Below are 11,767 nucleotides of genomic sequence, written 5' to 3' on the forward strand. Positions count from 1 at the left end.
TGGCAAAGCCCGGTCGCCTTCGAACGGAAAGTGGCTTAAACGAGCACTTGGGGCGGCACGAAAGCGCGACAGGTCCAATTTGTACTTGTAGAACGACGCTGTGCTGATGCCGTGCTTCCGGCAAACCTCAGCCGTTGGCACGCCGCCCTCCTGCTCCTTAATCATCCCGATGATCTGTTCTTCTGAGAACCGTGACTTCTTAATATTCCATCTCCAATGCTTGGGAAGGATCCTACTCAAAAGTAGAGTAGTTTTAAGGTCACAGATCAAAGGCAAAATCTAATCGTTACGATTTTGTCGTGTTCGCATTTGCCGCTCCGGTTTGGCTCAGATCTCATTTCGAACGATCTTTGTACAATGCGGGCGGTTGAGCGTTGTTGGCGGCAAGCTGTTCATCGTGGCAACCCGTGTCCATACTCTGTCAGACGGCGTCATTTCTCCTGTCGTGGGTTTCGTAGTTTCGAGCGCCTTCATTATCCTTAAATTCTTCGACCATGTGCGCCGCTGGTTAACGATCGCCGGGTGGTTTCCTATCAGCGGTCAGGAAAAGATCAAGTGGCAGTTTGCCACATTGAGTGCTGCTTCACATCTGGTTCGCGGCGGTGCGATGCCTCAAATTGGGGAGGTTACGATGCGCCTGGAACCTAGACAGTTTGGACCCATTGGCCGCCCTATCTTGGCTCCTTTGTGTCTCGTGAGGCAACGCGCGCACGTGAAGGCCACCATGATTTTTGAAACAGGGGATTTCCATGCGGTCACGTTGCTTCACGGTAAAGATTAACTTGTGGCAAAATTATGTCGACGAATTTGTTAGAAACAATTTGTTGACTAACCAAATACAATCTAACGACCATCCCTTTCAGGCGGTTTGGATATCGCAAGCGATCGATGGTGCAGTGCTGCCCAAGGCTGACCGTTGCGGCGGATTAGTTTCAGACATCAAGAGGGTCGCTGTATTACAGCAGTGATCCGAAAAGACCTTTGATCAGACGGAGAAAAAACTGAAGAAATGCGCTGTTGTCTGTTGCGCAATGGTTGGCACAAATCAGTAATATTCATATTTATTACAGAGCCTTATGCCTATCTTCGGGTTGCTGTAAGAAGGCTGATACGCCGAGTGAATTCCGGCTGTGCCGCCGAGTTCCAAGCCATGTTGAACGAACGATAGCAAAGCTTAGGGTCACAATATATTTGCAGACCTTAAGAGTACTGATTGCTGATTCGTCTGCTGAAAATGAGCTTACCAACTCAAAGTTTAACTTAAGTTGGGCACTCTACTTTGAATTGCCGGTATCAGTTTGATCATACTCAATACGGAATAAATGGCGCTACCAAATCGGCATTGTGTCAAAAATGAGGCGCAATTGAGCTCGTTTCTTGACTTTAAAATACAATGGTTCACCCTCGCTCGCAGTGTTTGGAGTTGTTGTTCCAAATCTAAGAACGGTTTTTAGTAAACAGTTTAAGGAGTAACTATTCATGAAATACTCAGTATTTTTCAAAACAACAGTCGCTATTGCAAGTTTGGTCGCCTTCACCAGCAGCGCACCGAACGCCTCTCAGGCGCAACAGCGGCACAATATGTGTGAGCTTGATCAGCTTCCTGCCGGTTTTATTCAGCGCGTTAAATCGCGGCCTGATTTCGCAGACATTTTGAAGCGTATGTTCGTGGCCTGCCCTGAAGCTGCTTTGGCATTGACCGACGCCCCCACAGCATCAACCGACACAGCATCAATTCGGAATGATGACGCCGGACCGAAAGGTGACGATGGCGGCGGCAACAATAGCGGCGGCGGTGGCAACAACGGCGGTGGCGACAACAATGAAGGCGGTGGCGACGAAGGCGGCGAAGAACGTGATGAAAAAGAGCGTGACGGTGAAGAGCGCGGTGAAAAGGAGCGCGACGGTAAAGAACATGGTCAAAAGAAGCACGGTGGTAAAGAGCGCGGGGGCGAAGAACGGGACGATCGCGACTAACCGCTGCAATACCTGACACCTTACCCTTGTTCGGAGGCCATGATTGTCAATCCAACTGCTAAGTCACAGCGCTTTCTCAAGTCAGGAACGATGGCCTGTGTGGATTGAGATACATTCCGGACCGCGTCTTTGACAGATGCCAAGAAAATAGGAGGGAGCCACCTATGGCTTCCTCCTTTTGAATTACAAATCGACGCAAAATCGTCAGGCAGCTACTTTGACGCCGTGGGGCTCTCATTGATGACCCCGCCTGCCAGCACTGCATGCCACCTTCCAAGGGATGCGGGGTTTTGCAACTTCAGAAAAGTGTAGCCAGTTTTCTTCCACGGACGGATTTGCTTGTTCAGATTGTCCAGTACCAAATCGCCCTTCGACGTGCGCAAGACCAGTACTGCATGGCTTTGCAGGCGACGATCGAGAACTGTCGCGATCAATAGGTTTGATGAGGGTACGCCGTGCTCGATCAGGGTTTTCTTCTTGAGCAGGACAAAGTCCTCGCAATCACCGCCACGCGCAGTCGGTAAAGCCCAGTGTTCGTCTCGTCCGTATTGCACGCGGTCTTCGATCGTAGGGGTTTGCCGGTTTACCTTGTCGTTGACGTCCTTGGCCAAACGAAGCAATGCCCCGTCGCTCATCCGCGCTTGGCCAGTAGAGGCACAGACCCAGCTGTACTTTGAACACAGGCCCGAAAATCCGGCCGGTGCAGAAATTGAACTTTGCGGGACAAGAAACGGGCTGTTGCTTCCGGCCGCATAAGCAGGTGAAAAACTGATGAGGCAAATCGAAGAAGCCAAACCGAAAATTACCCGTGCAACACTCTTTTTGAGCCCACGGATCAATGACGAAAATGCACCGGACTTTTCTGGGCTGACAGAGTTCGACGTCTGGCGCGCAAGGCGGCCGAACGGCCAAAGACTTTGATGGCCGTGGGTTTTGCAGACATCGCCGATCATTTGTCTTCCTCTGTCTCGTTTCAGATTACGTTCTGAAATTCCCATGGAACTTAGGCCAAGATGTGTCGATAGTGTGGAGCCCAAGAGGCTTTATGCTGTAACCGTCCACTCGTTAATCTATGGTTTGGAAAATCATGAAAAAGGCCCTGACGATGCAAGGACCATGCGCCTGGCACGGCCAAGACGCTGCTTTACCAAGAAATTCCTGAACCCCATTTACCATACCCGCACCGAGATCCCTCGGCGTCACATTTTTATTATAAAAATCATAGGTTGCGGCTTGAATTTGCGCAATTGATGGCACCCGCGTTGGCGGAAACTTGCCTCCTGATCATCAGACACTCAAAATTTAGGTTCCCCAAGATGAGCGGCAAGGGACCAAGTTAGACTGATTCCGTTAAAGAAATCATAGGATTCTGGCGATCTTTGTCTGCAAAACGCGGCAGGATTTTTCTGATCTCAATCAGATCTCGATCGGGGACCTGGAAAGTAAAGAACCTTTGAACCGGCCCGAAATCTGACCAAGTTTTTACCGCGCGACAGTGCCGTTCACCTGGCCATCGCCGCATCGACGGCAGCTTCTTCGGCGATCATCGCCTCCAGTTGGCGTCGAAACCGCAATTGGCCACCGTCGATTGGCAGGTCGATGTGCGGGCTGGTCTTGGTGCTCATGCCTTTTTGCACGGCATTCAACACCGCGCGGTCCTCTTCAAATGCGTGTTGCACATCTTCGCTCATCATCTGGCTGAGTGCTGCGTCATTGGGCCGAATATTGCGCAGCTGGAACCAATAATAGCGGGTTTTTCCGGCCGTGGTCGGTGTCATGAAATTATAGCTGTCCATGATAAAGGTATTGGCATCCAGCGGCCCATCCGGCCCGCCGGTACCCGCCGGGGTGAACACAGCGCGGATCAATGCATGACTGGGATAGCGCACCTCGTAATGCTGCAAGCGGTCGCAATTGCCCTTGAACGCAATGACCTTCTTATAAAACGGGGCCGGTTCCACATCCAGCATCCACCGATGCACGATGACGCCCTGATCGGTCTTTTTCACCCGCAGCGGCGTGTCTTTGGTTGCTGCCTGACCAAAGCTGCTGCCATGGACCCAAGCCACATGGGTTGGGTCCAACAGGTTGTCACACATCAGCAGATAGTTGCAGTCCAGCTCCATCGCTTCACCGCGATTGATGCCCCAGGTCGGATCACCCCAGTTGGCGATCTCAAAGATTTCCTCTGGATCAGCCAGCACCGGATTGCCCATCCATATCCAGACCAGCCCGTATTTCTCATGGGTGGGATAGGCATGCACACGCGCTTCTGACGGGATCCGTCCGCCGGGTGCCCAGACACATTGGCCAACGCAATCAAACGTCAGCCCATGATAACCGCATTCGACGGTGTCACCCTTGATCCGACCCATGCTGAGCGGCAGCTTGCGGTGCGGACAGGCGTCATCAAGGGCAACAATATCGCCGCCTTGGGTGCGGAAGATGCAGACGTTTCGGCCCAAAACGGTGATTTGTGTCAGGTCACGGCCAATTTCGTGATCCCACGCCGCCACATACCACGCATTGTTCAGAAACATGCAACTACCCCAGAATACCCGGCAAATTCAGCCCGTTTTCACGCGCACAATCAAGAGCGATATCGTACCCCGCGTCCGCGTGCCGCATCACGCCGGTTGCCGGATCATTCCACAGCACCCGTGCGATCCGTTTGTCGGCTTCTTCGGTCCCATCACAACAGATCACCATGCCCGAATGCTGGCTGAACCCCATGCCAACCCCGCCACCATGGTGCAGCGAGACCCAAGTGGCCCCCGACGCGGTGTTCAACAGTGCATTCAGCAGCGGCCAGTCGCTGACCGCATCGCTGCCGTCTTGCATGGCTTCGGTTTCGCGGTTCGGGCTGGCCACGGAACCGGAATCCAGATGGTCCCGACCAATAACGATGGGCGCGCTAAGTTCGCCGGTGCGGACCATTTCGTTAAAGGCCAGCCCCAGTTTGTCGCGCAGGCCCAGACCGACCCAGCAAATCCGCGCGGGCAGCCCCTGAAAACTGATCCTTTCGCGCGCCATATCGAGCCATTTGTGCAGATGCGTGTCATCGGGGATCAATTCTTTGACCTTTTGGTCGGTCTTGTAAATATCCTCTGGGTCGCCAGACAGTGCAGCCCAGCGGAACGGCCCAATGCCCCGGCAAAAGAGCGGACGGATATAGGCCGGTACAAATCCGGGGAACGCGAAAGCGTTTTCGAGACCCTCATCCAATGCCACCTGTCGGATGTTGTTGCCATAATCCAACGTCGGCACACCTGCGTTCCAAAACTCGACCATTGCAGCGACGTGGGTTTTCATCGAAGCGCGGGCCGCCTTTTCCACCGCTTTGGGATCGCTCTCACGCTTGGCGCGCCACTGGCCCATCGTCCAGCCTTGGGGCAGGTAACCGTTCAACGGATCATGGGCCGATGTCTGGTCTGTGACCATGTCGGGGCGGATGCCGCCATTTCCCATGCGTTCCGCCAATTCAGGAAAAATATCCGCGGCGTTGCCCAGCAAGCCAACCGATTTAGCCTCGCCCGCCGCAGTCCATTTTTCGATCATCGCAAGTGCTTCATCCAGCGTCTCGGCCTTTTCATCAAGGTATTTCGTCCGCAGCCGAAAGTCGATTGAATCAGGATTACATTCCACCGCCAGACAACAGGCACCGGCCATGACGGCCGCCAAAGGCTGTGCGCCGCCCATGCCGCCAAGACCCCCGGTCAGGATCCATTTCCCGGTCAAATCGCCATCGTAATGCTGCCGCCCAGCCTCGACAAAAGTCTCATAAGTTCCCTGCACAATGCCTTGAGTTCCAATGTAAATCCATGATCCCGCAGTCATCTGGCCGTACATCGCAAGCCCGCGTTTATCGAGTTCGTTAAAGTGATCCCAATTGGCCCAGTGCGGCACCAGATTGCTATTTGCAATCAAAACCCTAGGTGCATTTTCATGGGTTTTGAACACGCCCACAGGCTTACCTGACTGCACCAACAGCGTCTCATCGCCCTCCAGATCGGTCAGAGCGGCGACAATCTGGTCGAAATCCTTCCACGTGCGCGCAGCACGGCCAATGCCGCCATAAACCACCAATTCGTGAGGGTTTTCAGCGACATCCGGGTGCAGATTGTTCATCAGCATCCGCATTGGGGCTTCGGTCATCCAACTTTTCGCAACGAGCTTGTTACCGGTCGCGGGAAAGATGTCGCGGGTGTTGTGGCGGGGATTGGTCATCGGATTTGCCTTTCATGAACGAGGTCGGTCAGGTCATTGAGAATCTTGTATAAAATCGGTCTGAGCCGCTCAGCTTTGTCACTGCGCCATCGCCAGGGGGGGCTTTCATCCATATAGGTGGATTGTGCCAGCTCCATCTGAATTGCGTGAATATTTTCAGTGGGTTGACCGTAGTGGCGCGTTGTCCATCCGCCCTTGAACCGGCCATTCAAGACGGAAGAATAGGCCTGTGCGGCCCTGCACCGGGTAGTCACGGATCTTTCCACCGAAAGTGAACAACTTGTGGACGCATTCGTACCAATGTTGAAATCTGGTAGGGTATCGTCAAACAAATAGGGGATAACTGACCGAATTGAGTGGCAATCATACAGGATCGCCATCCCGTGTTTCGCCTTCACGCGCGCCAGTTCTGTGGATAAGGCAGTGTGATATGGGGTGTGAAAGACCTCTTTGCGCCGTGCAACTTCGGCTGCGTCAGGCTCCTGACCCTCGGAGTAAATCGCTTCTCCGTCAAAATCGGTGAGCGGGCATAGGCCCGTGGTATTCTGGCCGGGATAAAGACTTGCATCATCCGGGCCCCGATTGACGTCGATGACATAGCGATGGATCGGCGTGCGCACGGTCGTAACATCGTGACCCAGGCCGTTGTAAAGACGGTCGATATGCCAGTCCGTATCGGCAAGCGCGCGACCCGTTTCGTTGAGCTTTTCCCAGATATCCTCCGGCACATCGGTGCCGGTATGCGGCAGGCCCAGAACAATTGGGCCGCCGCCCTGCACGACTTCGATCATTGTGCCGCCTCCACCAATGCGCCGGACCTCACCAGCAGCGTCGCACGCTCGATATCCGGCGCGAGATAGCGATCTTCGCCCAATGTGGCGATTTCCTTGCGCAACCGATCAATCACCGCTTGCAGTCGCGGTGATGTCGTCAGGGGCGCGCGCGTCTCGATGCCCTGGGCCGCGCACATCGCCTCGACGGCTTGAATGACCGCCAGATTGCGATTCATCCGGGCAAGGCGAAACGCCCCATGTGCCGCCATGCTGACATGATCTTCCTGATTGGCGGAGGTGGGTGTGCTGTCGGTCACGCAAGGGTTCGCCAGATGCTTGTTTTCGCTCATCAGCGCGGCGGTTGTCACCTCGGCAATCATGAAGCCCGAATTCAGACCCGGATCAGGTGTCAGAAATGGTGGTAAATCGTGGCTCAACGTTGGATCCACCATCAATGCCACGCGACGCTGGCCGATCGCACCAATCTCTGCAATCGCAAGGCCAATCATATCTGCGGCAAATCCAACCGGTTCTGCGTGAAAGTTGCCCCCTGAAACGATCAGCCCCTCGTCCACCAGGACCAGCGGGTTGTCCGTCACGGCGTTTGCTTCAATCTCCAATGTGCGGCCTGCTTGCCGGATCACATCCCACGCGGCCCCCACGACCTGTGGCTGACAGCGGATGCAATAGGGATCCTGCACACGCGTGTCGCCCTCCATGTGGCTTTCGCGTATCTGCGACCCGTCCATCAGCGCACGCATCTCGGCCGCCACGTCGATCTGACCTGCATGCCCGCGAAAGGCATGGATGTCGGCCACCAGCGGCGCGGTGGACCCCATGATTGCATCTGTGCTCAGCGCCGCAATAACCATCGAATTTTCGACAGCGTTTTGCGCTTCAAAAAACCCAGCCAGCGCGTTTGCGGTCGAAAACTGCGTCCCGTTGATCAGCGCAAGCCCCTCTTTTGGACCCAATACCACTGGCGTCAGACCGGCCTTGGCCAATGCCGCAGCGCCGTCCATTTCTGCGCCGCCATAAACCGCCCGGCCAGCCCCGATCATTGCAGCTGCCATATGGGCCAACGGTGCCAGATCACCGGACGCGCCCACAGACCCCTGCGCCGGGATCACCGGCAAGCAATCTGCGTTCAACATGTCTTGGATCAGCGCACATATTTCCCACCGCACGCCAGACGCGCCGCGCCCCAGCGACATGAGCTTGAGCACCATCATCAGCCGCGTCAGCGGCCCCGACAGCGCATCCCCGACGCCGCAACAGTGCGACAAAATCAGGTTGCGTTGCAGGGTTTCGGTGTCTTGCGGTGCGATCTTGCGGCTCGCCAGTTTGCCAAATCCGGTGTTCACACCATAGACGGCATCTGTACCTGCGGACGCACGGGCCACAAGTGCAGCGGCTTTTTCAACAGCGGGTTTTGCAGCACGGTCCAATTCAATGGGATCGCTGCCGCGCCAGATTTTCTCAAGTGCATCAAGGTGCACGGCCCCCGGTGTCAAGATCATGACAGCCCTCCAAAATAACGTTTGTGCAGGGGGTTAAACCCAATGCGATAAGCCAGTTCAGCCGGGTGAGCTACATCCCAGACGCATAAATCCGCACGCAGGCCCGCGGCGATTTGTCCGCAATCTTTCAATCCCAGCGCCTTGGCTGCATGTTGGGTGACCCCACGCAACGCCTCTTCGGGGGTCAGACGAAACAAGGTGCAGCCCATGTTCATCGCCAAGAGCACAGAAGCCATCGGCGATGAGCCGGGATTGCAGTCTGTGGCCAGCGCCATATCCACACCTGCCGCACGGAATGCATCCACCGGCGGCGCTTGGGTCTCGTGCAGCGTATAGTAAGCGCCGGGCAGAAGAACCGCGACGGTTCCAGCCTTGGCCAGAGCGCGCGCGTCTTGTTCATCTGCATATTCAACATGATCAACAGACAGTGCACCATGGCGCGCAGCAAGCTGTGTACCGCCCGTATTGGAAAGCTGCTCGGCATGCAGTTTGACGGGTAAATTAAGTTCATGTGATGCTTCAAATATACGCTCTATCTGTTTGATATCAAACGCAATGCCTTCACAAAACCCATCGACTGCATCAACCAGTCCTTCTGCATGTGCGGCGTGCATTGTTGGGATGCAAATGGCATCGATGTAATCATCCGCATTGCCCTCAAACCCCTTCGGCACCGCGTGCGCGCCGAGAAAGCTGGTCACGATGCGAACCGGGCGCAGTCTGGCGAGTGCGCGTGCGGCACGCAGCATCCGCAGCTCTGTTTCAAGGTCCAGCCCATAGCCAGATTTCACCTCAACCGTGGTCACCCCTTCAGCCATGAGCGCGTCCAATCGGGGCAAGGCGCTGGCAATCAACGCCTGTTCATCCGCCTGCCTTGTGGCAGTCACGGTCGCCACAATGCCACCCCCCGCGCGCGCCACGTCGGCATAGCTTGCCCCTTGCAAGCGCATTTCAAATTCACGCGCGCGATTGCCGCCGTAGACCAGATGGGTGTGACAATCAATCAGTGCCGGGGTGATCAAGCGACCCTGCATGTCATCAACAGGCATATCGGCATATTGCGCGGGCATGTCGGCCCCCGCCCAGATGATTTGACCTTGATCCATCACCACTGAACCCTGTGCGATCAAACCGTAATCTGCCCCGACCATCGTGGCCAGCGTCGCATTGCTCAGGATCTGCGGCATCAATTTTTCCTTTATTTGGTCGGTAGATTCTGATTATGTCTATACATATTCAGAATCCCTGCCATTACGTCAAGAGGAATCCATGACCACATTACATGCCAAACACGTGCTGCTCCCGGATGGCTGGGCAGATGACGTCACTTTGACCTTGTCGGATGGCCGGATTATGTCGCTCACGGGCGAAGCTGCGGATCTGAGTGTCGACATTCTGCTGCCGGCCCCCACCAACCTGCACAGCCATGCCTTTCAACGCGCGATGGCGGGGCTGACCGAACGCCGCGGGGCAGACAAGACAGACAGTTTTTGGAGTTGGCGACAACTCATGTTTCGATTTCTGGATCAATTGACGCCCGAGGATGTGCTGGCGATCACCGCACAGGTTCAAATGGAAATGCTCGAAGCGGGCTATGCGGCATCGGTCGAATTCCATTATTTGCATCACCAACCCGGCGGCGCGGCCTACGACGACCCGGCCGAAATGTCTGCGCGCATCTGTGCGGCAGCGGATCAGACCGGTATTGGCCTGACCTTGTTGCCGGTTCTGTATCAACAGGGCGGGGTTGATGGGCGCGCATTGGGGGCAGGCCAGATCAGGTTTGGCAACGACATAGACAGCTATATGACCGTGATGCAGGCCGCCGGGCACCTGATTGGCAACATGCCAGCGGACGCGCGTTTGGGCGTTGCCCCGCATTCTTTACGTGCTGTGACGCCGGACGCATTAAAGCATCTTCAGGCTTTTCAGGGGCCAATCCACATGCATTTGGCCGAACAGATAGCAGAGGTCGATGAGGTTGAGGCGGCCTATGGCGCACGACCTGTCACTTGGGCGCTGGAGAATTTGGATATCGATGCCCGCTGGTGCCTGATCCATTGCACCCAAATGTCCGACAAGGAAACGCGCAGTCTGGCGCAAACCGGGGCGGTCGCGGGACTTTGTCCAATCACTGAGAACTCGCTGGGGGATGGCATTTTCAACGGCGTGATCTGGGGCGAAGCAGCGGGAAAATGGGGCATCGGTTCTGACAGTAACATCTTGATTTCACTGAAAGAAGAGTTGCGAACGTTGGAATATTCCCAACGGTTGATGACGCATAATCGGGCCGTTATGGCCACTGCGAACAAATCTACCGGCCGGGCTCTTTATGACGGGGCATGTCAGGGTGGTGCACAGGCGGCAGAGCGCGAAAGTGGTGAAATCAAGGTGGGACAATGGGCCGACCTCATGGCATTGAACGGCGACGCAACAGATTTTATCGGGCGGCAATGTGACAGCATTCTAGACACCTGGATTTTTGCGGGGACAGACGCCAAAGTCAGCGATGTCTGGGCTGCCGGACGCCATGTAGTAAAGCATGGGCAGCACATTGCGCGCCCTGAGATAACCGAGAAATATCGTGCCGCGATGATGCGCCTGCGCGATGTGATGTGACCCGATGCTAGGTTGGCAGGACGTTCAGGCCGAAGCACTGCGCCGCATTCAAAGCCGCGCATGGCCGCCGGGCGGATTGATCCCGAATGAAGCAGAGCTGGCAATCGAGTTGGGTTGCGCACGGGCCACTGTGAACCGTGCCCTGCGCGCGCTGGCCGAAGACGGCTGGCTGGAGCGCCGCCGTCGTGCAGGCACCCGCGTAACCCTGTCCCCCCAACGGCGCGCACAGATGTCCGTACCGGTGATCCGCCAAGAGGTCGAGGCCTTGGGCAAAATCTATAGCCACCGCGTGCTGTCCCGAAAGGTCGATAATGCATACCTGTCGATCCAGACGCTGCATCTGGCAGACGCAATGCCCTATGCCGTCGAGGACCGAGAGATCAACCTGACCACCCTGCCCGCCGCCAAAGACGCTGATTTTGCGGTGCTGAGCGCCAATGAATGGCTGGTGCAAAATGCCCCTTTTGACAGGGGCACGATGGAGTATCTGGCCGAAGCGGCAAGCGATTTCGAAGTGCAGCACCTGGGCTGCGCCCCTGCCACGCCCCTGATGATCCTGAGGCGCGAGACGTTCAGCGAAGTGGGTCTGATCACGAGGCTGCGCATGGCCTATGCACCGGGACGCGCAGTGCGGCTTAATATCTGAAACCC

The 11,767-nt window shown here is 55.8% G+C and carries 11 protein-coding genes; 4 read left to right on the forward strand and 7 right to left on the reverse strand.

Annotated features, from left to right (window positions below; translation table 11 throughout):
• The coding region (locus tag ACEWL3_RS08275) for a transposase (RefSeq protein WP_386181417.1) at positions 1 to 204 on the reverse strand (204 nt) is incomplete at its 3' end.
• A 163-nt stretch (positions 205 to 367) separates the two neighbouring features.
• Between ACEWL3_RS08275 and ACEWL3_RS08280 the strand changes: the two genes are divergently transcribed.
• Together ACEWL3_RS08280 and ACEWL3_RS08285 are read left to right on the forward strand one after the other, a co-directional pair.
• Positions 368 to 781: a hypothetical protein gene (locus ACEWL3_RS08280; RefSeq protein WP_386181382.1), complete on the forward strand. Its 414-nt coding sequence runs from the start codon at positions 368 to 370 to the stop codon at positions 779 to 781.
• Positions 782 to 1,479: 698 nt separating this feature from the next.
• The gene (locus tag ACEWL3_RS08285) at positions 1,480 to 1,977 is read left to right on the forward strand and encodes a hypothetical protein (protein ID WP_386181379.1); all 498 of its coding nucleotides are present in this window, start codon (positions 1,480 to 1,482) and stop codon (positions 1,975 to 1,977) included.
• A gap of 212 nt (positions 1,978 to 2,189) precedes the next feature.
• On the opposite strand, the gene ACEWL3_RS08290 is transcribed toward ACEWL3_RS08285, so the two are convergent.
• The 6 genes from ACEWL3_RS08290 to hutI form a co-directional block, all read right to left on the reverse strand.
• Positions 2,190 to 2,930 (reverse strand): transglutaminase-like cysteine peptidase, encoded by a 741-nt coding sequence (locus tag ACEWL3_RS08290; RefSeq protein WP_386181376.1) that lies wholly within the window; start codon positions 2,928 to 2,930, stop codon positions 2,190 to 2,192.
• Between the two features lie 549 nt (positions 2,931 to 3,479).
• Complete coding sequence (locus tag ACEWL3_RS08295; protein ID WP_386181373.1) at positions 3,480 to 4,517, reverse strand: aromatic ring-hydroxylating dioxygenase subunit alpha; 1,038 nt, start codon at positions 4,515 to 4,517, stop codon at positions 3,480 to 3,482.
• 4 nt (positions 4,518 to 4,521) lie between these two features.
• Positions 4,522 to 6,204, reverse strand: a complete 1,683-nt coding sequence (hutU, locus tag ACEWL3_RS08300; RefSeq protein ID WP_386181370.1) for a urocanate hydratase — start codon at positions 6,202 to 6,204, stop codon at positions 4,522 to 4,524.
• Entirely contained in the window at positions 6,201 to 6,995 is a 795-nt protein-coding gene (hutG, locus tag ACEWL3_RS08305; RefSeq protein ID WP_386181367.1) for an N-formylglutamate deformylase, read from the reverse strand. Before hutG ends, hutU begins: the two co-directional genes overlap by 4 nt.
• On the reverse strand, positions 6,992 to 8,497 hold the full coding sequence (gene hutH, locus ACEWL3_RS08310) for a histidine ammonia-lyase (RefSeq protein ID WP_386181364.1): 1,506 nt from the start codon (positions 8,495 to 8,497) through the stop codon (positions 6,992 to 6,994). The genes hutG and hutH overlap by 4 nt, the downstream gene beginning before the upstream one ends.
• Positions 8,494 to 9,684 carry an imidazolonepropionase gene (hutI, locus tag ACEWL3_RS08315; RefSeq protein ID WP_386181361.1) on the reverse strand — a complete coding sequence of 397 codons (1,191 nt, stop codon included), beginning with the start codon at positions 9,682 to 9,684 and terminating at the stop codon, positions 8,494 to 8,496. The genes hutH and hutI overlap by 4 nt, the downstream gene beginning before the upstream one ends.
• An 82-nt stretch (positions 9,685 to 9,766) precedes the next feature.
• Between hutI and ACEWL3_RS08320 the strand changes: the two genes are divergently transcribed.
• Both ACEWL3_RS08320 and ACEWL3_RS08325 read left to right on the forward strand, forming a co-directional pair.
• Complete coding sequence (locus ACEWL3_RS08320; protein WP_386181358.1) at positions 9,767 to 11,116, forward strand: formimidoylglutamate deiminase; 1,350 nt, start codon at positions 9,767 to 9,769, stop codon at positions 11,114 to 11,116.
• A gap of 4 nt (positions 11,117 to 11,120) precedes the next feature.
• Positions 11,121 to 11,762: a GntR family transcriptional regulator gene (locus tag ACEWL3_RS08325; RefSeq protein WP_386181355.1), complete on the forward strand. Its 642-nt coding sequence runs from the start codon at positions 11,121 to 11,123 to the stop codon at positions 11,760 to 11,762.
• Positions 11,763 to 11,767 lie beyond the last annotated feature (5 nt).

It is taken from the genome of Sulfitobacter sediminivivens, assembly GCF_042611115.2.
GTDB lineage: Bacteria > Pseudomonadota > Alphaproteobacteria > Rhodobacterales > Rhodobacteraceae > Sulfitobacter > Sulfitobacter sediminivivens.

Excerpts from the sequence above, each read along its gene's own strand:
- ACEWL3_RS08285 (WP_386181379.1), top strand. The coding sequence starts at position 1,480 with ATGAAATACTCAGTATTTTTCAAAACAACAGTCGCTATTGCAAGTTTG.
- ACEWL3_RS08290 (WP_386181376.1), bottom strand. The coding sequence starts at position 2,930 with ATGATCGGCGATGTCTGCAAAACCCACGGCCATCAAAGTCTTTGGCCG.
- ACEWL3_RS08295 (WP_386181373.1), bottom strand. The coding sequence starts at position 4,517 with ATGTTTCTGAACAATGCGTGGTATGTGGCGGCGTGGGATCACGAAATT.
- hutU (WP_386181370.1), bottom strand. The coding sequence starts at position 6,204 with ATGACCAATCCCCGCCACAACACCCGCGACATCTTTCCCGCGACCGGT.
- hutG (WP_386181367.1), bottom strand. The coding sequence starts at position 6,995 with ATGATCGAAGTCGTGCAGGGCGGCGGCCCAATTGTTCTGGGCCTGCCG.
- hutH (WP_386181364.1), bottom strand. The coding sequence starts at position 8,497 with ATGATCTTGACACCGGGGGCCGTGCACCTTGATGCACTTGAGAAAATC.
- hutI (WP_386181361.1), bottom strand. The coding sequence starts at position 9,684 with ATGCCGCAGATCCTGAGCAATGCGACGCTGGCCACGATGGTCGGGGCA.
- ACEWL3_RS08320 (WP_386181358.1), top strand. The coding sequence starts at position 9,767 with ATGACCACATTACATGCCAAACACGTGCTGCTCCCGGATGGCTGGGCA.
- ACEWL3_RS08325 (WP_386181355.1), top strand. The coding sequence starts at position 11,121 with ATGCTAGGTTGGCAGGACGTTCAGGCCGAAGCACTGCGCCGCATTCAA.